This is a genomic window from Paracoccus sp. Ld10 (assembly GCF_045064235.1).
GTDB lineage: Bacteria > Pseudomonadota > Alphaproteobacteria > Rhodobacterales > Rhodobacteraceae > Paracoccus.
Map to the genome: position 1 here is coordinate 25,492 of NZ_JBISHD010000024.1, position 20,926 is coordinate 46,417.

Here is a 20,926-nt window from a genome sequence, read left to right on the forward strand (position 1 = left end):
ACAGGCGGGGCGCCATCCCTGCGTCGCGGGGCAGTCGGTCAGACCTGCAGGATGGCGGGCAGCCACAGCAGGACAATGGTGGTCAGGCTGAGCGCGGCGGCCCCGATCAGGTCGATGGCGGTATCTTTGGTCATAGCGGCAACTCCTCTCTGTTGCTGCTTTGTTCTCATGTTCTCTCGATTCGGTAAAGAACTTTTTAAGAACATTCCGCTTGGTCAGCCAACCTGAATCAATCGAATCGCCTGATCCTGCTGCATCAGCCACATTAACAGCCGCAACGCCTGCCCGCGCGGGGTATCCAACATCGCGTCGCGTTCCAGCAGCGCGCGTGCATCCTGACGCGCAACGGCCATCAGCCCCGCCTGATGTTCCAGATCCGCGATGCGGAACCGCGGCAGGCCCGATTGCGCCGTACCAATCACGTCGCCCGCGCCCCGCATCTCCAAATCGACCTCGGCGATGCGAAACCCGTCCTCGGTATCACGCAGGGTCGTCAGGCGGCGTGCGCCCGTCTCGTTCAGCGGGCCGTGATACATCAACAGGCAGGTCGATGCGCCCGACCCGCGCCCCACCCGTCCCCGCAGCTGGTGCAGCTGCGCCAGGCCAAAGCTTTCGGCGCGTTCGATCACCATGATCGTGGCCTGCGGAACGTCGACGCCCACCTCGATCACCGTGGTGGCGACCAGCAGCTGGGCCGTGCCGCCAGCGAAATCGGCCATCGCCGCGTCCCGCTGATCGGGGGGCATCTGGCCGTGGATCAACCGCACCGTGTCGCCGAATATCGCGCGCAAATGGGTGAACCGCGCCTCGGCCGCGGTCAGGTCGGTGACCTCGCTCTCCTCGACCAGGGGACAGACCCAATAGGCGCGCGCGCCTTGGGCCATCGCGGCGCGCAGGCGTTCGGTCACCTGATCCAGCCGCGTATCCGCGATCATCACCGTGGTGATGGGTTGGCGTCCGGGCGGTTTCTCGTCCAGCGCCGACAGGTCCAGATCGCCGTATTGCGACAGGGCCAGCGACCGCGGAATGGGCGTTGCGGTCATGATCAGCATGTCGGGCGGCACCACGCCCTTGGCAGACAGCTCCAGCCGCTGTGCCACACCGAAACGGTGCTGTTCGTCAATGATGGCCAGCCGCAGGTCATGGAATTCGACATCCTTCTGGAACACCGCATGGGTCCCGACCAGAATGTCGATGGTGCCGTCCGCCAGATTGGACAGGATCTGGCCGCGCTGGTCGCGCTTGTCGCGCCCGGTCAGCGCCGCCAGCCGCACCCCCGCCGCCCGCGCCAGCGGTTCCAGCGCGCGGGCATGCTGGCGGGCCAGGATCTCGGTCGGGGCCATCAGCACGGCCTGGCCCCCCGCCTCGACCGCGACCAGCGCGGCCATCAGCGCGACCAGCGTCTTGCCCGCGCCGACATCACCCTGCAACAGGCGGTTCATGCGGCGGTCGCTGGCCATGTCGTCCGCGATCTCGCGCACCGCCCGCGTTTGTGCGCCGGTCGGCGCCCAAGGCAGGCTGTCCAGCACCCGCGCGCGCAGGGAACCGTCGCCCGCACTGGCCCGCCCCTTGAGCCGCCGCTTGTCGCGCCGCACCAGCGCCAGCGTCATCTGATGCGCCAGAAACTCATCATAGGCCAACCGTGCCCGCGCCGGGCTGTCGGGCGACAGCGCGCCCGGCGATTGCGGCGCGTGCGCCTGATGCAGCGCATCGGCGAATGAGGGCCAACCGCGCGTCGCGATCAGCTGCGGGTCGATCCATTCGTCGACCTCGGGCAGACGGGTCAGTGCGGCATCGACCGCCTTGGCCATGCCTTTTTGCGTCAGACCGGCCGACAGGGGATAGACGGGTTCAAAGGCAGGCGGCAACGCGTCGTCCTCGGCCAGGATATGGTCGGGATGGACCATCTGGGCCAGACTGTCGAACAGTTCCAGCTTACCGCTGATGACGCGTCGCCCCCCCACGGGCAGTTGGCTTTCGATCCAGTTCTCGCGCGGACGAAAGAACACCAGCGTCAGATCGCTTTCGCCGTCGGAACAACGCACCCGGAACGGGCGGCCGCGGACCTGGGGCGGGTGGTGGCGCGTCACGGTGACGGTGATCGTCACAATCTCGGGGGCGCGGGCGTCGGCGATGGTGGTGATCCGCCGGCGGGTGATGCCGCTGGCGGGCAGCGTCATCACTAGGTCGCGTGGTTTGTCGATGCCCATCTGTTCCAGCGCGGCGCGGCTCTTGGGACCGATGCCGGGCAGCGTGTCGATGCCCGCGAACAGCGGGAACAGCGCGGGCGGGCGACCCTTGGGCGCGGTCATCCGGCCCCCGCGATGCGCAGCCATTCGTCCTCGTCGACGACGGTGACACCCAGGGCCTCGGCCTTGGCGGCCTTGGACCCGGCCCCCGGACCCGCGATCAGCAGGTCGGTCTTGGCGCTGACCGATCCGGCGACCTTGGCGCCCATCGCCTCGGCCCGGGCCTTGGCCTCGGCGCGGGTCATGCGTTCCAGCGTGCCGGTAAAGACCAGCGTCTTGCCCGAAATCTGCGTCTGCACCGCGTTGGCCGTATCTGCGGGCCGAATGTCCAGCAGGGCCGCCAGGCGGTCGATGCTGGCGCGTTCCGTCGGTTGCGCAAATGTGGTGACCAGCGAATCGACCAGCACCGCGCCGATGCCGTCGATGCCGGTCAGTTCGGCCCAGTTCGGGCTGTCGCCCAGCACCGCGCGACGGGCCTTGTCGTCGGGGGCGGCAAAGGCCGGTTCGGCGGCGGCGCCGTCGATGGCCGCGATCAGGGCGGGCCAATCGTGGAAATGGCGCGCTAGGGTCGCGGAGGCGACCTCACCGACATGGCGGATGCCAAGGGCAAAGATCAGCCGTGCCATGGGGATGGCGCGGCGGTCCTCGATCGCGGCAAACAGCTTTTCGGCGGACCGTTCGCCGAACCCCTCGCGGTTCTTCAGCTTGGTAAAGTTTTGGGCGTCGCGTGCGGCAAGGGTAAAGATGTCGGCAGGCTCGCGGATGGGCAACTGGTCATCGGCAAAGAACATCTCGATCTGCTTGGCGCCAAGCCCGTCGATGTCGAAGGCCGCGCGACTGACGAAATGCTTCAGCTTTTCCACCGCCTGCGCGGGACAGATCAGGCCCCCGGTGCAGCGTCGCACGCTGTCGCCCGGTTCGCGGATCGCGTCGGAGCCGCATTCGGGGCATTGCGCCGCAAAGACATAGGGCACGCTGTCGGCAGGCCTGCGTGACAGGTCGACGTCGGCGATCTTGGGGATCACGTCGCCTGCGCGATAGATCTTGACCCAATCCCCTTCGCGGATGTCGCGGCCATCGCGGATCAGCGCCCCGCCATTGTCCCGTCCGGCAATGTAATCCTCATTGTGCAGGGTCGCGTTCGACACGACGACGCCGCCCACGGTCACCGGCTCCAGCCGCGCGACCGGGGACAGGGCGCCCGTGCGGCCCACCTGGATTTCGATCCGGTCAAGGCGGGTCCAGGCGGTCTCGGCCGGGAACTTGTGCGCCAAGGCCCATCGCGGCGTGGTCGAGCGAAAGCCAAGCCGCCCCTGAAACCCAAGGTCATTCACCTTGTAGACAACGCCGTCGATGTCATAGCCCAAGGTTGCGCGCTGCTGTTCGATACCAGCCCAGATCGCGATCATCTGCGCCGTGTCCGTGCACAGGCGCGTCAGGGGGTTCGTCTGAAACCCCAACGCGGCCAGCCGGTCCACCGCCTGCATCTGCGTCGGCGCCAGGGGTTCGGACAGCTGCCCCCAGCCATAGGCAAAGAACCGCAGCGGCCTGCGCGCGGTCACCGCCGGGTCGATCTGGCGCAGCGACCCGGCTGCCGCGTTGCGCGGATTGGCAAAGACCCGCCCCGCACCGTTCAGGATCGCAAAGTCGTCATGGCCCATGTAGACCTCGCCGCGCACCTCCAGAATGGAGGGAACGGCGCCCTCCAGGTGGTGGGGAATGTCGGCGATCGTACGGGCATTGGCGGTCACGTTTTCGCCCACCACACCGTCGCCGCGGGTCGCGGCGTGGACCAGCACCCCGTCCTCATAGCGCAGCGACAGGGACAGGCCGTCGATCTTGGGCTCGGCAGTGACCTCCAGCGGCAGATCCGCAGGCAGGGCCAGAAAGCTGCGCACGCGGGCGGTGAAATCGGCCACGTCCCCTTCGGTGAAGGCATTGCCAAGCGACATCATGCGTTGCGCATGGACAATCTTGCCGAACCCTTCGGACGGGGCGGCGCCCACCTGTCCGGTCGGGCTGTCTGGCAGCGCCAGATCGGGATAATCCCGTTCCAGCGCCGCCAGCTGGGCCTTCAGCGCGTCATAGTCGGCGTCCGATATCTGCGGTGCATCCTGCCCGTGATAGGCGTGGTTCGCCGCGTCGACCCGCGCCACCAGGTCCCGGATGCGATCCGCGGCCCGATCGCGGTCCATCTTTGCGTTCGGCTGCCCCACCGACTTGTCCTGCGCCATCGCTGCCCCCATCATCCGCATCCGGCCGGGAAGATCGGCCGTCTCAGATGTGGGTATCGCCCAAGGGCAGGCAATCGTCCAGAAGCTGCGTCAGGCGCCGATCGCCAGACGTTCCGCCTGACCCGGACCCGGATCGCGCAGCACATAGCCACGGCCCCAGACCGTCTCGATGTGGTTTTCGCCACCCAGAGCCTCGGACAGCTTCTTGCGCAGCTTGCAGATGAAAACGTCGATGATCTTCAGTTCGGGTTCGTCCATGCCGCCGTACAGGTGGTTCAGGAACATTTCCTTGGTCAGTGTCGTGCCCTTGCGCAGGCTCAGCAGCTCCAGGATCTGGTATTCCTTGCCGGTCAGGTTCACCGACTTGCCCCGCACCTCGACCGAACGGGCGTCCAGGTTCACGGTGATCTCTCCGGTCCGGATCAGGGCCTGGCTGTGCCCCTTGGAGCGGCGGATGATCGCCTGAATGCGGGCCTGCAGCTCCTCCCGGTTGAAGGGCTTGGTCATGTAGTCATCGGCGCCAAAGCCGAAACCGCGCAGCTTGCTCTCGGTATCGTCCGAACCCGTCAGGATCAGGATCGGAGTGTCGATACGGGCCAGGCGCAGGTGTCGCAACACCTCCATCCCATGCATGTCAGGCAAGTCCAGATCCAGCAGTATCAGATCGTAATCGTACAGCTTGGCAAGATCGATTCCCTCTTCGCCCATGTCGGTCAGGAACACGTTGTAGCTGGCCGCGGTCAGCATCAATTCGATCGCCCGCGCAGTGCTTGGGTCGTCTTCTACCAAAAGGATTCGCATGGCTTGGTGTTTCCCCGATTCGCCAAAGGTCATGTCCCGACAATCTGACGAACAGGTTAATATGTCGTTACCACTTGCGCGCCTTGTGCGCGATGCATCCTATGGTTGTCTATACCTTTGCAGGGCCGTCACCTTCAGTGCGGCCTTGCCATGGCGTGCGACCGCTGTGCACCAGCCGTCGAACTCCTCTTCGGACAGACCATAACGCCGCAGCGCATCGTCGCGGCTGATCAGCCCATGCGATACGGCAAGCACGACAGTCTGTTTGCGACTGGCCACCCACCGTGTATCCGGCATCGGCAGATCCGCCACACTGAGGATGCGCCCGTCTGCCAGCGTCACGATCCGCGGGCCTGAGGTCTTTTTCACGAACATTGCAGCGTCCTTCCGTCACGTTCTGCAAGTTCTGGTCGAAACCACTTAAGGCGCGGTTAGCCTGACCGGGAATATGGCCCTGCATGGGGTTGAGAATTCGGTCAATTTACCTATATTTCGACATAAATCCGTATGCCGCCCGACCAGCATCGCCCTTGGCGGGCCGAAAGATCATCCATGACCCTGACGTTCCCCCTGCACGCCGATGAGCCCGCGACCCAACTCAACAGCCTCGGTTTCGCCAAATCGCCCGTACAGACACGTGTCGTGGTGGCGATGTCGGGGGGCGTTGACAGTTCCGTCGTCGCGGCCCAGCTGAAATCCGAAGGCTATGACGTGATCGGTGTCACGTTGCAGCTGTACGACCACGGCGCGGCGTTGGCGAAAAAGGGCGCCTGCTGCGCGGGTCAGGACATCCACGATGCGCGCCGCGTGGCAGAACGCATGGGCTTTCCGCATTACGTCCTGGACTATGAAAACAAGTTCCGCGAATCGGTCATCGATGAGTTTGCGGATGCGTATCTGGCGGGGGCGACGCCCGTCCCCTGCATTCGCTGCAACGAGCGCGTCAAGTTCCGCGACCTGCTGGAAACCGCGCGTGATCTGGACGCCGACTGCATGGCGACCGGCCACTACATTCAGCGCAAGGATGGCGGCCATCGCGCGGAACTGCACATGGCGGCCGACCCGAACCGCGACCAAAGCTATTTTCTGTTCTCGACCACACAGGAGCAGCTGGATTTCCTGCGCTTTCCGTTAGGACATCTGGTCAGCAAGGCGGAAACGCGCGCCTTGGCCGCCGATTACGGCCTGTCGGTGGCGGACAAGCCCGACAGCCAGGACATCTGCTTCGTGCCCAATGGCGACTATGCGGCGGTGATCGAAAAGCTGCGCCCCGGCGCCGCCGATCCCGGAGAGATCGTGGACCAGCAGGGCACCGTCCTGGGCACGCATCGCGGCGTAATCCATTATACCATCGGTCAGCGCCGCGGTCTGGGCATCGGCGGCGGAGAGCCTCTGTACGTCCTGCGGCTGGAGCCGGAGACCCGACGCGTCGTGGTCGGCCCGCGCGAGGCGCTTTCGACCCGCACCATCGCCGTGACCGAGGTCAACTGGCTGGGCGATCAGGCATTCGAGGGCGAGATCGCCTGCCTGGTCCGCATCCGGTCCACCCGTCCGCCGCGCCCCGCGATCCTGCGCCCCCTGCCCGGCCGCCGCGCCGAGATCGAGCTTTTGGACCCCGAGGACGGCGTCAGCCCCGGCCAGGCCTGCGTCTTCTACGAGGCCGAAGGGACGCGCGTTCTGGGTGGCGGATGGATCAGCCTGCGTCGGCGGCCAGTTGCCTGACCCGACCGATCATCGCGCGCACGCCATTCGACCGCTGTGCCGACAGGTGTTCGTCCAGGCCAAGTCGCGCCAGGGCGGCCTGGGCATCGACCGCGCCGACCTGTTCGACCGGCAAGCCTGAATACAGCGCATGCAGCACCGCGATCAGCCCGCGCACGATCAGCGCGTCGCTGTCGCCCTGAAAGTCAAAGCTGCGCCCCTCGATCCGCGGCAGGATCCACACCTGGCTGGCACAGCCGTCGACCTTGGTCGCGGGCACTTGGACCGCGGCGTCCATCGGCGGCAGGGCCTTGCCCATCTCGATCAGGTGGCGGTAACGGTCTTCCCAGTCATCCAGAAAGTCGAAGGTTTCGGCGATGTCCTCAAAGGCGGGGGTGGCCATGGGTTTCTCCTGATATCAGGGGACATGGCCTAACGCGGCGCGGCGGTCAGGTCAAAGAGGCTTTTCCGCGCGGTCCGGATCGCCTATCACGGAGCCCAAGACCGCCAAGGGGACATGCCATGACCAGACTTACCCTGCCGCTGCTGATCGGTGCCCTTATCCTGTCCGGCTGCGGTCGGTTTGGCGACAGTGGCTGGAACCCGCTAGGCTGGCGTGGACCGGCAGCGACGACGCCCGAAACGCTTGCCCCCGAAGGCGGCTATCCCAAGGCCCAAGACGATCGCCCCGTGGTGCCGCAGATCCTTGGCGCCGAATGGCAGCCCCTGAGCGACGGCCGCTTGCTGGTCCTGCGCGGGTTCGCGCCGTTAAAGGGTTATCATTCCGCAGCGCTGGTCCGGTCGGTGCCGCGGTCCGGCGACCAGTTGCAGCCCGATGCCGATGGCGTCCTTCGCATGCGCTTCGTGGCGTCCCCTCCGCCTGCGGGCAGCGCTGCCGCGTCGATGCCCGCAAACACTGCGACGGACACGATCACCGTGGCACTGCCCATCAGCTTTCTGCGCCTGTCGCGCCTTTCCGCCATCCAGATCGAGGGCGGCGACCGCGTGATCACCCTGACCCGCTGAAGGCTTGCGCATGTCCCCGCGCCGCGTTAGTCCGCAGCAGTCGGAGGCGTGGCAGAGTGGTTTAATGCACCGGTCTTGAAAACCGACGTGGGTGAAAGTCCACCGTGGGTTCGAATCCCACCGCCTCCGCCACACATTCATATTAAACCTCTGTATTTGTAGCTTTTAACGGGGCTGGTGGTTTTTACTTCCCCCACGCCTTCCCCCATTTAATCTCAGCACTCGTCGGAATTGCCCGGAACGCCTGGGCATTTGTCAGGTGCCCGCCCTTCCCCATACCCCCCTTTCACATTCCGTTCTCAGTGAGAATGCAGCATTGCTTCGGGTCCACGGGCACGCCCCCTGTCTTTATTTTTCGCGGGGTCCGTTCTGGCCTGCCGCTCTGGTCTTTCGTGCCGCGAAAACCAACAGCCCATCCCGCGCCCGCCTGCGCGTGACGCAGAAAAACCTGTATTAGCTGAAAGCGCGATTACCCACGGCGGTCCCGCGCAACGCATCCGGCAGACTTTGAAGCGCCCCCCTCCAGGCCTCTGTGTCAGATGCCTTGAATTGTGGATGCGCGGATTTCGTGCCTGTGCCGGTCCTGCCGTAACCGCGCGTTGGGGTTTCCGACTGCCCCCACTTTGCCCCCTGGGGGCGAATGAAGTCACGAATCGCAGGCTTCGATCAGGTCGGGGCCATCGTCGTGCAAATCGAACCGCGGGACGGGATGGGACCGTATGCGGGCTTTTGCGCCCAGATCGGGGGTATCGGCACCTGACAACCAAGCATCGCGTTCGTCCGCATCTAGGACAACCGGCATCCGGTGATGGATGGCTGACACGGCATCGGTGGCGGCGCGGGTCAAGATGGTGCAGGTCAACAGATCCTGCCAGCGGGATGCCAGACCGGCAAACCACAGGGTTTCCTCGTTAGCGGCAGACAGGATGGCGTGGGGTTGCTTGGCGCCCTTGTCGCCGGTCCATTCGTAATAGCCGCCAGCCGGGATCAGGCAGCGGCCATGTTTCCAGACGGCGCGGAAGGTTGGCTTGGTCGCGGCATCCTCGATCCGGGCGTTGAAGGTGGTGGCCTTCCAGCCGCGCAGATCGCCCTTGTGCCAGGACGGGACCAGCCACCAGCGGGCCATGGCCGCCTTGGCCGGGTCAGATGGCACGACAAGAACATCCTGCGTCGGCTTGATATTGAAGCGGCGCGGGAGCGGGTCGATCTTGATCTGCGACAGTTCCAGTTCGGTGCCGCGCAGGTTGGGATCGATGAACCGCCCGCACATCGCGCCCTAGCCGCCCTGTGCCGCAGCGCGGTCCTGATTAAGCCTGAACAGGCGGGCCAAGATTTCATCATCGGTCAAGAGGCCCGCGCGCCAATCATCGCCCCAACCATAGGCGTCCGCAACGGCGGCATCTAGATCGGCATGGGCATGGGCCAGCCATGCGGGGCGGGCGTTATACAGGTTCGTCAGGGTGCGCTTCTTCAACTCCTTTTCCGCCTTGTCATCAACGGGCAGGATGCGGTCGGGATAGCCCGGCACGACTTCGGGGACGCGGCGCACCAGATCGGACGGGTTCAGCCAGCTTTCGCGCAGTTCGTTCAAACGGGCGGCGGCCACAGCGATGGCCTGCGCGCGAGGGTCGGCGGCATAGTCAGCGGCGGGAATGTCGGGGGTCAGGCCCTGCGGGAAGGGGAAGGTCTCGAACGTGCTTGAAGGGGTGTAGCGGGGATCGTTGCCCACCCCCAAAAACGTGCCCATCCTCAACGACCAGAGTTCATGGAAGCGGGAATGCAGGATGCCGAAGGTCGTGTCATCATCGCGGGCTATCGCGACACACAGATTTTCCGGTATCTGAACGATTGGAAGCCATACAAAAGAGCGATGCTTCGCCACCATAGATGTGACAATCATTCTACTCAATTTCGACACCGCAAGACGCAAACCTGGGCGATTTTCGCCGTATTGCCACCATTTCTCCCGATGCCCAAGCCTGCGCAAGTTTATGCGCGTCGGTCTCACTTGAGTTTCGACGCGGGCGAAAGGCATTTCGTAGAATCGAGCTTCCTCCAGTGGCAGGTCATTGAAGTCAATAATCCAAGTGTCCGATGAGCGACGGGTTATATCCATGCCGTTAGTCCAGCGGCGGACAATATCGGTATTTTTGCGTCCGTTGGGATTAGCAGGCTGGGCCAGCATCAATTCGGCTTCGGATCGTGTTAAGGTAAATGGTCCGTTCCGCTGTGTGCCAATGAAGGAGACTTTCTTATTTTCATGCAGCCTTACCGCACCAGAAAGGTCCGCAGCGTTAACGGCGGTCAAATCAGAAAAAATCTGTTGCACAGGCTTGCCGTCCAAGAGTGAGACGCCTTCTCCAACAGAGTTAAAGCTGACCATCGACACGCGCACGGCCGCACCATCCACTGTCCACGGTTCGTCGCTCCAAGCCTCGAAAATGCGCCCAACATCCACAATCGGCTTTAACACCTCACGGTTGGCCCCGCCCCGGATCGAGTTCGTTGCCACCAGTCCGGCGCGGGTTAGTGCGCCCGCCTGCATCTGCCGCCACGCCTTGGCGAACCAGTAGCAGACCAGATCGGCCCCGCCCGGCACGCTCGGCCATGCGGCGCGCAGGCGGGTCGCGTAATCCTCACCCATCGCCCCGATCATCTTTTTGTTGCCCAGAAACGGCGGGTTGCCCACGACCGCATCCACCGTAGGCCATTCGGCGGGTGTGCCATCGGGGGCCAGCACGGCATCGCGGTTATCGATGGTCGCCAGCGGGCGCAGGATCGGGTTGCGCGCGGCCTCGAAGCCGTTGCGGCGCATCCATTGAATTTCGCCGATCCAGACCGACACGCGGGCCAGTTCGGCGGCATAGGGGTTCAATTCGATGCCATAGACACATTCCGGCCCGACACGGGGAAAGCCGCGCGGCAGGCCCAGCGCCTCGGCATCCAGGTTGATGCGGTGTTCGGTATCCTTCAGCGCTAGCAAAGACAGATACAGGAAATTTCCCGATCCACAGGCCGGGTCCAACACCCGGAAATTAGCAAGGCGTTCCAGAAAGGCATCCTTTAGCGCCTCGGCCTGTTTCGCGGCGCGGGTGCGGGCGGCGGGGGATTTTGCGGCCCGCGCCTTGTCCAGCGCCTCGGTAATAGTGGCGCGCACCGCGTCCCATTCCGCCAGCAAGGGGCGGATGATGACGGGTTCGACGATCTGCATGATTTTATCGCGGTCGGTGTAATGCGCGCCCAACTGGCTGCGCTTGTCGGGATCCAGACCGCGTTCGAACAGCGTGCCCATGATGGATGGGTCGATTTCGGACCAATCCAGCCGGGCAGCGGCCAGCAGTTCCTTGACGTCATTCGCTTCCAGCGGCAGGGCGTCCGCGTGGTCGAACAGCCCTCCATTGAACCATTCCACCTGTTCGAACCCCACGCGCCCGCCTGATTGCATGGCCTTGAATAGTGTGCCCGCATCCACTTCGAACATGCCCGGATCGCGCTGCGCGCCCTCGATCATGCGCTGGAACATGCGGTTGGGCAGCAGGTTCACATCCTCGGCAAACATGCAGAAAATCAGGCGGTTCACGAAGTGCGCGACAGACTGGGCATCGTGGCCGCGCTGGCGCAGATTCATCGCCAAAGCCGCAAAGCGGCGGGCAGCTTCCTCGGTCAGCGCCTGCCGGGTCTTCGACGGGCGTAGGCGTTCGGGATCGGTGAAGGCGGCTTTCAACAAGTCGCGCTTGCCCGCGTCCGCCAGTTCGCCCAGCCCGATTTCATGCACTTGCTGGATGGTATTCGTCCAGTTCGTGTGGATCTGGATGCGGTCCATGTCCGACACGATCAGCAGCGGCGGGTTCTCCAGCGCAATCGCGTATTGCTGAAGCTGGGCAAAGGCGGCCTTGAGATCCTTGCGACGGCCTTTGTATTCCCAGGCAAAGCATTCCTTGCGCCATACATCGGCCCAGCCTTCGCCCCCGGTGGTCTTGCTTGCGCCTTTCTCGAACGTGAACCAGTCGCCCTTGGGGTCCGCCGTCACAGGATCTTCAATGTCCAACAGGCGGCACAGGTCCAGAAAATGCGCCTGCGATGCGCTGCGCTCCTTCAGTTCAACGTTCTGCCATTTCGCGATAAAGCTGTGCGGTGTCATAGGCCCTCCGGTGGCGGCATAAGACTGCGCAAGCGGGACGGCGACAAGTCAGGAATGCCTGCGGATCGCATGGGATGCGTCACAGCACATAGGGCGCTTTGCGACCCCTAGGGTCATCTTAGGGTGCACCCCGGCAGTTCAGACGGGACCGGTAGACCCGATACCGAGATTGCGGCACCGTAGTTTCAGCCTATCGCGCGTGCGCGTAATTGTCCGCGAACCCGGCAGGGCACGTGTGAAAGCCGCACATCTGCGCGCTCGCACGTCAAAATAATGTGGCCTCGATAGCCTGGAGAAACACAGAGTCGGAAGTTTCCGATCAGGAGCAGGACGGGGCCAGGCCTGCCATGGGTTCCGCGCCCGCCCTTATTGCTAGAGGTTGCGATCGATCAAAGCAAGTTTTGAGCGCGGCAGAGCCAAAGAGGATTGCCGGGTCGATTGATTGCAGCCCATGCACCAGCGGTCCGTCTTGATTATTTTTCAAGTACGCTGTCCGACTAACACCCCATAACGGAACCCCTGGCCGATCAGTTACGGTTCTGTAACGGTTTGCCCGGCAGCTTTCGCCTGTTGCGAGATACACGCTTTCGGCATCCCTCGCAGCAGTAGCGGGCATCGGCGCGACGGTATTCCGGCACGGGGCCGCCACAATTTCGGCACGCCCAGCCATCGCGGTGCAGGTTCGCCAAGATGCGGCGCGCGCGGGCCTTGCGCTGGGTGCGTCCTAACAGCAGGAAAGTTTCGATCAGCAGCGACCAGCCGTTGCCCTGCACTTCGATCGTGATGCCATGCGGGTCAGGTGCGGGCATCGGTGGCAGCCTGTATTTGAAGGGTCACAGCCGGATCAGTCACTTGTTCCCGGTCAGCCCGCCATTTTGACCAGCGGCGGCGCTGCGCCTCGGCAATCCGGGCCTTGCCCTCTGGCGTTCTGGCGCCGGTCGATCGACCTCCGTGAAACTTGCACCGGTGCTTGCCCGGTTCCGATTTCATTCGGCAGGGTGCGCTCTTGCGCGTCTTGGCCCCACAGCGCACGCGGCGGGTTGCCTTGAATGCCTCACAGCGGGCTTGCAGGCGGTCCACCATGGCGATGAATACCGCATCCCGCGCGGTCAGTTCGGCATCCATGCGTGCCGCCCAGCAGATAGCGACAGGATGGCGGGCGGGCATATCGGGCAAGGACAGCGCACCGGCCATGCGTTCCACCGCCCAAGCACAGCGGTCAACCTGCGGCTTGCACTCCCAATAGCTGACAGCGTGACGCCCGATGCCTGCACGCTGGGCCAGTTCGGTTTGCGATAGCCCAGTGGCTTTGCGGATGGCTGCCAGTTCCACCCCGGTCATGCTGCACCGCCGTCCGCTTTCCAGCATCCGCGCTGGGGGCATCCGCCCTCACGGTTCACCCATGAATGACAGATGCCGCAGAACAGCCGCCCAGCCGGGCCGTGCCGGTCCCACGCCGAAAGCTGCCGCCATTCGTCCAGATGCACCACGCGACCCGTCCATGTGTGGCAGCGGCCATAGGCGTCGGGGCGGGGTTCATCATGCCGTGGAGGGGAAGCCGGGGCGGGCGGCTGGGTGATTTCGTTAGGCAGGCGGGCGGGTTCAGCGACGTGACAGACTGACGAAACTGACACAACTGACGAAACCTGTCCGGGCGCGCGGCTCAGGGGGGTTTTGTCAGTTACGTCAGTTCTGTCTAATGGCATGGCGCTGGAAAGCGCCGCTTGCAGCCACCGGGTCATGCCGTCACCTCATGCAGCGCAGGGTTTACCAAATAGCGGCGCGCGGGCCGCCCGCCCTGTGCCGCAATCTGTTCGGGGATGGCGCGTATCAGATCTGCATCTTCCAAGGCGGACAGGGCGGGATTGATTGCCGCCATGCTATCCAGACCCTTGCGCTGCATCCGCCGCACCTCGCGTGCCGTGAATGCGTGCCAGCCCATTTCACCAATGAGCCCGGCCAGCCTTCGCCCCGCACGCTCGGCTTGCGTCCCGCTAGCATCGCCATAGGCCCGCCGCGCCATCGGCAGCGCATAGCTTTCAAGGAAATGGCAGGCCCGTCCGAAAGCCGCAGGCGTTATCTGCCGCTGGGCAGGGTCGGCCTCGCCATCGAATGCAAAACTGATGGCGGACAGCACAAGCGACAGGCGCGCAGCCATTCCCGGCAGCTTGCCGATATAGGACAGCAGCAATCCGTCTGCCCCCGCTTCCCATTCAGCGCAGGCGGTGCGCCATTCGTTCATCAGCGCGCGGGCGTCATCATCAAAGGTGACAATCCACGGGCGGGGTTCGCCATCATCGCCCTGCGGCATTTGCAATCCGGTCAGACGGGTCATGGCCTCATCTGCAAGCGTGTCAGAGGCGAACCGGCGTGGCTGACGAACCGGGGCGCGTTCCGGCCATATCGGCAGGAAGCGGGCCAATAGGCCATCATCACTGGTCTTGGTCAGTAGCTGCGAAAGCCGGTCAGGCTGGATGCCACCCAACGCACCGATGGTCAGCCGTGAAATTGTTAGCGGTGCCCGCCCCATTCGCTCCACGGTGAAACTGCGCCCGCCGAACGCTTCCAACCAGAATGCCCGGTCGGAACCACCATTGCGGGCTTCCATCGTCAGCAGCCATCCCGCCAATTCATCGCGCATTTGCAAGACGCCCTTGGGCTGCGCTTCCATGATAACGCCCAGGCGTTCCACCGTCCCGTCATTCACCACCAGCCGGGGAATATGGGGGGCGGTGCCCGCGTCCGCATCGCTGGGCATAGGTGGTGGGGTCAGACCCTTGGTCATCGCGGCCTTGACCTTGCGTTCCCATTCCGCCTCGGCCAACTTTGCCAGCTTGTCTCGCGCCTGCCATTCGGCCAGCTTCACCTCGGCCTCTGCGCGTAGCGGCTTCTCGGCACGGCGCAATGGCGCTAGCACGGCGTCGATGGCCGGGCTTTTCCCGGCGCTGGGGTTGCCGATGCACATGGCCCAGATAGTGGGCGGTTCTGTCCATCCATGCCAAGGCGACACCCAGCGGGCATTTCCCATCGCGGTGCCCGTTACGCACAGCAACGTTGCCAGCACATAATCTGCCGGTGCCCCTGCACCCTCGGCAGTCGCGGCCACCCATTCGGCCGCGTGTGGGGTCAGAATTTCCGCGAGGGGCAGCAGCGGCGCGGGCGCAAGTGTTGGGCGCAGAAAGCGCACGTCTGCATCCGGCCAATCGGCCTTGAACGGGATGGGTTCGGGCATGACGTTCATGCGCTGGCCCCTTTCGTGGTCAAAACATCGTTCCAGTCGCGCCCCAGCGGCGCGGGAAGAAGGCTGACAGTCCAGCCCAGGGCGGCGGCACGTTCGGCCAATGCGGTTGCGGCGGCCTGCCCTACCGGGTCGCCATCAGCAGCGACGGTCAGGCGATGCGGGCGGTCGGGGAGGCGCAGCGCCGCGATGCCAGGGGCGGACAGCGCGGCCCAGACGGTCGCAGGGGCGCGCAACAGGCCGCTGGACAGGCTTAGAGCGGTTTCGATGCCCTCGGCCACCACAAGCGGTCCCTGCGCCTCAGTGAGTCGCACAGCGCCGCCACGGGTGGCACCCTGCATGGCCTTGGCCGGTTCGGCATCCGCCTTGCCGGTGCCATCGGCGCGCAGATAGGTCCGATGGATGGCGGCGCGGGGCAGCCCCTCCACAAGCGCCACCATGGCCGGGAAGCGCCGGGCGGTCGGGTGCCAGCATTCGGGATGAAAGCGCAGCGTGCCCGGCAGCGGGCAGGTGATGCCCCGGTGGCGCAGATAGGTTTCGGCAATCGTGCCACCGATCGGCAGCGCCTCGCCCCACGTCGCCAGCGCCCTATGTTCGGCACGGTCGGCTTCGGCCCGTTCCTGCGCCTCACGGCGGGCCAGTTCCCCGGCATCGGGCGGCTGGGGGCGGGACATGCCGTGCAACAGGCCCTTACCTCGCAGGGCGTCCAAAACGTCCATGAAGCCGCAGCCGGTCTTGCAGTTCAACAGCAAGCGCCCATCCGGGGCATCCGCCAATGTCAGGCTGGGCTTGCGGTCGCGATGCGCGGGGCACAGCGCCAGCCCATAGGTGCGGTGCCACTTGCCGCCCAGCGAAAGGGTGAGGGCTTGCGCGTTATTCATGTGCCGCCCCGTCCAGCCGGTCGCACAGCGACTTGGCGCTGGGGGGAAGGCGCAGGCGGGCAATATCGGTTCCGGGTGCCAGACGATAATGGGCCACGTTCTTAGGTCCGCGATAATCAGTCAGGATCGGCCAGCCATATTGCTTGCGCAGCTTTTCGGTGATGGCTGCCAGACGCCAGCCTTTCACCTCGCGGATTTCGGTTTTGGTAGATAGAATGCGGCCCCCGATCAGGGCTTTGCAGGTCCAGTAAATTTGGGTAGGATCGGAATACCAGCGTTCAGAATTTGCCATCTCTTGGCCTTTTTCTTGCGGGCCGGGGCGCGGGTGGCTATATTCAGGGTGTTCGCACCACCGATGATAAAGCCGCCGCCGCCCTTGTGCCCAAGGGTGGCGGTTTGCTTATGCGGCGTGCTGGCGGCTGTTCAGCCAATCGGACACGTCGCTTTCTGGCCAGCCAACAGCTTTGCCGGTCAGCTTCACGGGGCGCGGAAACAGCCCCTTGCTCATCATGGCGTAAATGGTGCTGCGGCTCAGGCCAGTGATTTCTTCTACGGCGCGGCGGCGTAGGTGCTTCTGAGCCATCTCATCTTCCTCTTATCTATGGGGCAATACAGAGGAAGATGGCGGACAGCTATAGCATATCCAAATAGTATAAATCGAAAATACTTATAGGGGATTTTTTCGCTATTCTTTCGAAGTTTTTTCCGCCAGCTTAGCCAATCCGGCCTTAATTGTCTTTTGGTTTACGCCGATTTCATCTTCGATTTGTTTCCATTTTTTGCTTTGGCCTTCATGGCCGTTAGGGTACAGCGCCAAGTATCGTTTGGCCGCATCTAGTGCAATCAAAGGCCTTCCTACGGTTGGAGCTTTAATAGGACTATTAGGGGTCCACAATTTATGAATGCCATCCCGCGAAATATTAACTTCGTCAGCACAAAAACAAACACTCCAGCCGTCTAGGTGGGAAAATCGAGAAATCGCTCGATTTTGCCAAGTCTCGCCATCAGCTAAATCAGTCCATTCGCTCATTCGCTTTGCGACTCCCTGTAAATCGACCACGCCGTCCCAGATATCGACATATAGAAGGTCAGGATGCCGGGCGAAGCGTTCATCATAGGAATACCAATGATTATATATAGGCGGCCGCATTAACGTTCGAGTGAGCTTGAAAAGCTTACCATCTGGAGAACATGCCGTTGCTTTGCAGGCATTAAGATGCAGAAAATTTTCGATGAGTTTACCGTGCACGACCAAATCTAAATCCCATTTGGAAATGGCTGCCGTTTCAGGATCAGTTTTGACGTCTGAGAAGATATCGGCTGTTTCCTGCATTTCTCGGACAATCAAGCTGGCCACAATTTCGCATTGTTCCCGCAACTCCACTATGGAGACATATCCTACTGGACACCAACCCATTACCCAATCCTCACTACATTATCGCGCTTTTCGGCCAGGAAAGCCGCCCACGCATCCATCATTTTGCGGCGCTTCTCAAAGACGTCACTGCGGGCATAGGCCCGTTCCACGGCATCACCTGACAAATGCGCCAGCGCCGCCTCGGCCACCTCGCGGGGAAATGTCGTGCGTTCCTGCGCCCAGGTGCGGAAGGACGTGCGGAAGCCGTGAACATCGGCGTTGAACCCCAATTCCTTCACCAGCTTGGACAGCGTCATGTCCGACAGCGGGCGGCCTGTCTTGGTGCCGGGGAACACTAGCCCGGACCCATCGGCCAGCGCCTCGGCCTCGTGCAGCAATGCGACGGCGCGCGGCGACAGCGGCACGCGGTGCGGGCGTTTCATTTTCATGCGGGCGGCAGGGATTTCCCAGACCTTGGCTTTCATGTCGATTTCATCCCAATGCGCCTCGCGCACCTCGCCCGATCGGGCGGCGGCCAGCACTAGAAATTCCAGTGCCAGCTTTGTCACTTGCCCGGCGCCGGATGCGCGCACCGTGTCGATGCAGCCTGCCACGGCGTCATAAGGCAGCGCCTTGCGGTGTTCCTGCGCCTTGGACACCTTGGGCAGTGCGCGGCTGATATTCTCGGCTGGATTGTCCTGCCGCCACCCTTGGGCGATTGCCCATTTCATCACGGCACCGATGCGCTGGCGCACGCGGCGGGCGGTCTCGGGCTTTTCCGTCCAGATCGGCATAAGAACCGCCAGCACATCCCCCGTGGTCACGTCCTGCACCTTCAGCTTGCCCAGTCGTGGGAAGGTGTAGGTTTCGAGCGTGGCAAGAAACTGTGCCGCATGTTTTGCATTCGCCCAAGTCGGCTTGTGCAGGGCGTGAACCTTGCGGGCCGCTTCCTCGAACGACAGCATGGCTTGCGTGTCACGCTTGGCTTGCAGGGGGTCGCCGCCTTCACGGGCCAGCTTGCGGTTCTCTAGCGCCTTAGCTCGCGCCTCGGCCAGCGTCACCAGCGACGGTGAACCCAAGCCAAGTTCGCACCGCTTGCCGCGCACGGTGATGCGCTGCACCCAGAATCGCGAACCGTTGGCATCAACGCGAAGATAAAGCCCGTGCCCATCAAAATACTTGCCCGGAACGGTCGCGCTGCGCACAGCTTGCGCTGTCAGGGCCTTTTCCGGTCTGCGGGTCAAATGGACGGCCATGGCTTCCCCCGTTCTTTCCCCCTTCTAATGGGGGAACAACCCGGACAATGCCGGAACACTAGGGACATGGGAAGCCCCTTAGTGCGTTGCAATGGATGATTGAATCGGAATTGTTCGGAACATGGCGGATTGTGGAACGGCAGACACCGCCTCCGCCACTCACCATTTTATGTGACCTTTGAATCATCGCATTCTAGCGTACAGGCCACTGAACCTGTGCGCTGATTTTCATTCCTTTCTTTTTGATTGCGCCCAGTTCTGTTCATTTTGTGGTATGAACGGTGGTGCGAAATATGGGCTACGCTTCAGGAAAACCGATGAAGAATCCTGTTCGCACACTTGGCCCCGGACGACATAGTGACGGTGCTGCCGCTGAACGGCGCTGCGCTTGCCTTTATGCCCTGCAGTCATCCATCCCGCATCGAGCACCACCTTACGAAGCCCATCCAAGCCAGCCAGATCATTATAAATTCGATCCACGAGATGCAGGGGCTGAACACCCAGCTTTTTGTCGCCGCTGTGTTGGGTGCCAAGCGTAATCTGCTCAATCGTGCCCCTCTTATCCCCGGCCCTCACGACAATCCGCTGCGGCAGAAAAGCAGCACCGTTCCGCATCGATCAAACCGATTGTCTGCAGCCAATCGGCGAAGTCTTCGAACCAGTGGTCGGTTGCCTTTCCCTGAGGTTTGAGGCCGAAGCCATGACCACCATCTTGATAGAGATGCAGTTCTGCCGGAACGCCCGCGTGTCGCCAGGCTGCGTAGATGTGCAGGCTGTCATCGGGCAGAAAAGCATCATCAGCAGCGGCGGCAATGAATGCAGGAGAGGCAGTGGCGGGAACGGGCGTCCGCAGACCACCGTAGAGGAGAGCCACGAAGTCAGGCCGGGTCTCGACATCGCCAATGGCCAGATCGACAGCCAGAAAAGCGCCAGAGGAGAACCCCAGCATGCCGATCTTTGCCTGGTCGATGCCCAAGTCCGCCGCATTCTCCCGCAAAAGACGCATGGCGCGGCGGCCATCCTCGACCGCAGCAGGTTCGCCTGCGAAGATCGGGATCTGCGCCGGCTGGCTTGTCTCTGCCCGCTGCATCAGGACATTCATTTCCTGGATATGAACCTCGGGCATGTGCATGCCGTCATCCGGGCTTTCGATTGTGCGGTATTTCAGGACGAATGCTGTCACGCCAAGATCGGCAAGGCGGTGCGCGACCGCCATGCTTTGTTCATAGGCCAGTCCTACGAAACCGCCGCCGGGCGCGACGATCACCGCTGTGCCGTTCGCCGCCCCTTCCGTGGGCCGGATGACCTCCAGCATCGGCACGCTGACATTGAAGACGAACATCTCGCCCTCTATCAAGTCCTGGCTTTCGGGGCGGGGCAGCGGCACGACAGTGCCTTCCGGGTAAAGCGGTATGACCGTGTCGGCCATAGACGCCATTGGGAGGAGGAAGGCGCAAAGTGCAAGAATCCGTATCATCTCAGAACCTCTTGCTGATGTTGAGGAGGATCTGCCGCTCGGCACCGGGCACCACGCGACCGCCCATGTATCCATACATCGGCAGGTCGTATTCGGTATCAAAGAGGTTTTTTACAGCCAGCGCATAGGTCATCGCGTCCTGCGTGTGGCTGGCCGAGGCATTCACCGTGGCATAGCCCGCAGTCTTATAAGTGTTCATCTGATCAAGCGGGGAGGAAGAGACAGCGTGCAGCCCGGCACCGGCGCGCCAGCCGTCGCCATTGTCAGCCCGTGCATCGTAATCCACCCAGATGCCACCGGAATGACGCGGCACACCGGGAAGCTTTGACCCATCTGAGCGGCATTGTTGCAGAACTCTCCCTGGCGAGGATTCCCGCGGGGGCTGCTGTAGGTTCAGCGCCCTGGCATGACGAAGCCCGAGCCTGCCCGCTCCCGCACGACGAACTGCAAGTCCTGCAATGACGCCCTCAAGCAGCGCGGCTCGCTGCTGAGCTGGCTGGACAAGGACATGGCGTGGGTGGCGATCAGGGAGGGCCGACCGCCCGTGTTCTTCGACGCTGCGGTC

Annotated in this window: 20 protein-coding genes, 1 tRNA gene and 1 pseudogene; 4 read left to right on the plus strand and 18 right to left on the minus strand. The window is 63.1% G+C overall.

Annotated elements, in window-relative coordinates; translation table 11 throughout:
* Positions 1-215: 215 nt before the first annotated feature.
* The 4 genes from recG to ACJJVR_RS07905 all read right to left on the minus strand — a co-directional run bounded on the left by recG (position 216) and on the right by ACJJVR_RS07905 (position 5,659).
* Positions 216-2,312, minus strand: coding sequence for an ATP-dependent DNA helicase RecG (recG, locus tag ACJJVR_RS07890; RefSeq protein WP_405403601.1), 2,097 nt, complete (start codon positions 2,310-2,312; stop codon positions 216-218).
* Positions 2,309-4,483, minus strand: coding sequence for an NAD-dependent DNA ligase LigA (gene ligA, locus ACJJVR_RS07895; RefSeq protein ID WP_405403602.1), 2,175 nt, complete (start codon positions 4,481-4,483; stop codon positions 2,309-2,311). The genes recG and ligA overlap by 4 nt, the downstream gene beginning before the upstream one ends.
* Before the next feature lie 90 nt (positions 4,484-4,573).
* Positions 4,574-5,284 carry a response regulator transcription factor CtrA gene (gene ctrA / locus ACJJVR_RS07900; protein ID WP_405403604.1) on the minus strand — a complete coding sequence of 237 codons (711 nt, stop codon included), beginning with the start codon at positions 5,282-5,284 and terminating at the stop codon, positions 4,574-4,576.
* Between the two features lie 99 nt (positions 5,285-5,383).
* On the minus strand, positions 5,384-5,659 hold the full coding sequence (locus ACJJVR_RS07905) for a DUF1153 domain-containing protein (protein ID WP_405403606.1): 276 nt from the start codon (positions 5,657-5,659) through the stop codon (positions 5,384-5,386).
* Between the two features lie 177 nt (positions 5,660-5,836).
* Here ACJJVR_RS07905 and mnmA point away from each other — a divergent pair, with 177 nt between their 5' ends.
* Positions 5,837-7,006 (plus strand): tRNA 2-thiouridine(34) synthase MnmA, encoded by a 1,170-nt coding sequence (gene mnmA, locus ACJJVR_RS07910; protein WP_405403607.1) that lies wholly within the window; start codon positions 5,837-5,839, stop codon positions 7,004-7,006.
* Here mnmA and ACJJVR_RS07915 read toward each other — a convergent pair.
* Entirely contained in the window at positions 6,978-7,388 is a 411-nt protein-coding gene (locus ACJJVR_RS07915; protein ID WP_405403609.1) for a SufE family protein, read from the minus strand. The two genes, mnmA and ACJJVR_RS07915, sit on opposite strands and share 29 nt — an antisense overlap.
* A gap of 119 nt (positions 7,389-7,507) precedes the next feature.
* Here ACJJVR_RS07915 and ACJJVR_RS07920 point away from each other — a divergent pair, with 119 nt between their 5' ends.
* The gene (locus ACJJVR_RS07920; RefSeq protein ID WP_405403610.1) at positions 7,508-8,011 is read left to right on the plus strand and encodes a hypothetical protein; all 504 of its coding nucleotides are present in this window, start codon (positions 7,508-7,510) and stop codon (positions 8,009-8,011) included.
* Positions 8,012-8,053: 42 nt separating this feature from the next.
* A tRNA-Ser gene (locus ACJJVR_RS07925) sits at positions 8,054-8,143 on the plus strand.
* Positions 8,144-8,657: 514 nt separating this feature from the next.
* On the opposite strand, the gene ACJJVR_RS07930 is transcribed toward ACJJVR_RS07925, so the two are convergent.
* From ACJJVR_RS07930 to ACJJVR_RS07990, 13 genes are all read right to left on the minus strand, one after another.
* Positions 8,658-9,281 carry an SOS response-associated peptidase gene (locus ACJJVR_RS07930; RefSeq protein ID WP_405403611.1) on the minus strand — a complete coding sequence of 208 codons (624 nt, stop codon included), beginning with the start codon at positions 9,279-9,281 and terminating at the stop codon, positions 8,658-8,660.
* A gap of 6 nt (positions 9,282-9,287) precedes the next feature.
* Positions 9,288-12,152, minus strand: coding sequence for a class I SAM-dependent DNA methyltransferase (locus ACJJVR_RS07935; RefSeq protein WP_405403612.1), 2,865 nt, complete (start codon positions 12,150-12,152; stop codon positions 9,288-9,290).
* 527 nt (positions 12,153-12,679) lie between these two features.
* Entirely contained in the window at positions 12,680-12,961 is a 282-nt protein-coding gene (locus tag ACJJVR_RS07940) for a hypothetical protein (protein ID WP_405403614.1), read from the minus strand.
* Entirely contained in the window at positions 12,948-13,493 is a 546-nt protein-coding gene (locus tag ACJJVR_RS07945; RefSeq protein ID WP_405403616.1) for an HGGxSTG domain-containing protein, read from the minus strand. Before ACJJVR_RS07945 ends, ACJJVR_RS07940 begins: the two co-directional genes overlap by 14 nt.
* A 397-nt stretch (positions 13,494-13,890) precedes the next feature.
* Positions 13,891-15,393, minus strand: a complete 1,503-nt coding sequence (locus tag ACJJVR_RS07950; RefSeq protein WP_405403617.1) for a DUF3987 domain-containing protein — start codon at positions 15,391-15,393, stop codon at positions 13,891-13,893.
* The gene (locus ACJJVR_RS07955) at positions 15,390-16,271 is read right to left on the minus strand and encodes a toprim domain-containing protein (protein ID WP_405403618.1); all 882 of its coding nucleotides are present in this window, start codon (positions 16,269-16,271) and stop codon (positions 15,390-15,392) included. The genes ACJJVR_RS07950 and ACJJVR_RS07955 overlap by 4 nt, the downstream gene beginning before the upstream one ends.
* The gene (locus ACJJVR_RS07960) at positions 16,264-16,563 is read right to left on the minus strand and encodes a hypothetical protein (protein ID WP_405403619.1); all 300 of its coding nucleotides are present in this window, start codon (positions 16,561-16,563) and stop codon (positions 16,264-16,266) included. Before ACJJVR_RS07960 ends, ACJJVR_RS07955 begins: the two co-directional genes overlap by 8 nt.
* 108 nt (positions 16,564-16,671) lie before the next feature.
* Complete coding sequence (locus tag ACJJVR_RS07965) at positions 16,672-16,854, minus strand: helix-turn-helix transcriptional regulator (protein WP_405403620.1); 183 nt, start codon at positions 16,852-16,854, stop codon at positions 16,672-16,674.
* Between the two features lie 102 nt (positions 16,855-16,956).
* Positions 16,957-17,688 carry a hypothetical protein gene (locus tag ACJJVR_RS07970; protein ID WP_405403621.1) on the minus strand — a complete coding sequence of 244 codons (732 nt, stop codon included), beginning with the start codon at positions 17,686-17,688 and terminating at the stop codon, positions 16,957-16,959.
* Positions 17,688-18,884, minus strand: a complete 1,197-nt coding sequence (locus ACJJVR_RS07975) for a tyrosine-type recombinase/integrase (RefSeq protein ID WP_405403623.1) — start codon at positions 18,882-18,884, stop codon at positions 17,688-17,690. The genes ACJJVR_RS07970 and ACJJVR_RS07975 overlap by 1 nt, the downstream gene beginning before the upstream one ends.
* 228 nt (positions 18,885-19,112) lie before the next feature.
* Positions 19,113-19,460 carry a hypothetical protein gene (locus ACJJVR_RS07980; RefSeq protein WP_405403624.1) on the minus strand — a complete coding sequence of 116 codons (348 nt, stop codon included), beginning with the start codon at positions 19,458-19,460 and terminating at the stop codon, positions 19,113-19,115.
* Positions 19,444-20,313, minus strand: a complete 870-nt coding sequence (locus ACJJVR_RS07985; RefSeq protein WP_405403626.1) for an alpha/beta hydrolase — start codon at positions 20,311-20,313, stop codon at positions 19,444-19,446. The genes ACJJVR_RS07980 and ACJJVR_RS07985 overlap by 17 nt, the downstream gene beginning before the upstream one ends.
* Before the next feature lie 49 nt (positions 20,314-20,362).
* Positions 20,363-20,836 carry a TonB-dependent receptor domain-containing protein gene (locus tag ACJJVR_RS07990; protein ID WP_405403631.1) on the minus strand — a complete coding sequence of 158 codons (474 nt, stop codon included), beginning with the start codon at positions 20,834-20,836 and terminating at the stop codon, positions 20,363-20,365.
* Between ACJJVR_RS07990 and ACJJVR_RS07995 the strand changes: the two are divergent.
* A pseudogene (locus tag ACJJVR_RS07995) lies at positions 20,768-20,926 on the plus strand (IS5/IS1182 family transposase); the annotation flags it as partial. The gene ACJJVR_RS07990 and the pseudogene ACJJVR_RS07995 sit on opposite strands and share 69 nt — an antisense overlap.

Coding starts and splice junctions, on each gene's coding strand:
- ACJJVR_RS07915 (WP_405403609.1), bottom strand. CDS start 7,388: ATGGCCACCCCCGCCTTTGAGGACATCGCCGAAACCTTCGACTTTCTG.
- ACJJVR_RS07965 (WP_405403620.1), bottom strand. CDS start 16,854: ATGGCTCAGAAGCACCTACGCCGCCGCGCCGTAGAAGAAATCACTGGC.
- ACJJVR_RS07970 (WP_405403621.1), bottom strand. CDS start 17,688: ATGGGTTGGTGTCCAGTAGGATATGTCTCCATAGTGGAGTTGCGGGAA.
- ACJJVR_RS07975 (WP_405403623.1), bottom strand. CDS start 18,884: ATGGCCGTCCATTTGACCCGCAGACCGGAAAAGGCCCTGACAGCGCAA.
- ACJJVR_RS07930 (WP_405403611.1), bottom strand. CDS start 9,281: ATGTGCGGGCGGTTCATCGATCCCAACCTGCGCGGCACCGAACTGGAA.
- mnmA (WP_405403607.1), top strand. CDS start 5,837: ATGACCCTGACGTTCCCCCTGCACGCCGATGAGCCCGCGACCCAACTC.
- ACJJVR_RS07960 (WP_405403619.1), bottom strand. CDS start 16,563: ATGGCAAATTCTGAACGCTGGTATTCCGATCCTACCCAAATTTACTGG.
- ACJJVR_RS07945 (WP_405403616.1), bottom strand. CDS start 13,493: ATGACCGGGGTGGAACTGGCAGCCATCCGCAAAGCCACTGGGCTATCG.
- recG (WP_405403601.1), bottom strand. CDS start 2,312: ATGACCGCGCCCAAGGGTCGCCCGCCCGCGCTGTTCCCGCTGTTCGCG.
- ACJJVR_RS07920 (WP_405403610.1), top strand. CDS start 7,508: ATGACCAGACTTACCCTGCCGCTGCTGATCGGTGCCCTTATCCTGTCC.
- ligA (WP_405403602.1), bottom strand. CDS start 4,483: ATGGCGCAGGACAAGTCGGTGGGGCAGCCGAACGCAAAGATGGACCGC.
- ACJJVR_RS07985 (WP_405403626.1), bottom strand. CDS start 20,313: ATGGCCGACACGGTCATACCGCTTTACCCGGAAGGCACTGTCGTGCCG.
- ACJJVR_RS07955 (WP_405403618.1), bottom strand. CDS start 16,271: ATGAATAACGCGCAAGCCCTCACCCTTTCGCTGGGCGGCAAGTGGCAC.
- ctrA (WP_405403604.1), bottom strand. CDS start 5,284: ATGCGAATCCTTTTGGTAGAAGACGACCCAAGCACTGCGCGGGCGATC.
- ACJJVR_RS07950 (WP_405403617.1), bottom strand. CDS start 15,393: ATGAACGTCATGCCCGAACCCATCCCGTTCAAGGCCGATTGGCCGGAT.
- ACJJVR_RS07935 (WP_405403612.1), bottom strand. CDS start 12,152: ATGACACCGCACAGCTTTATCGCGAAATGGCAGAACGTTGAACTGAAG.
- ACJJVR_RS07905 (WP_405403606.1), bottom strand. CDS start 5,659: ATGTTCGTGAAAAAGACCTCAGGCCCGCGGATCGTGACGCTGGCAGAC.
- ACJJVR_RS07940 (WP_405403614.1), bottom strand. CDS start 12,961: ATGCCCGCACCTGACCCGCATGGCATCACGATCGAAGTGCAGGGCAAC.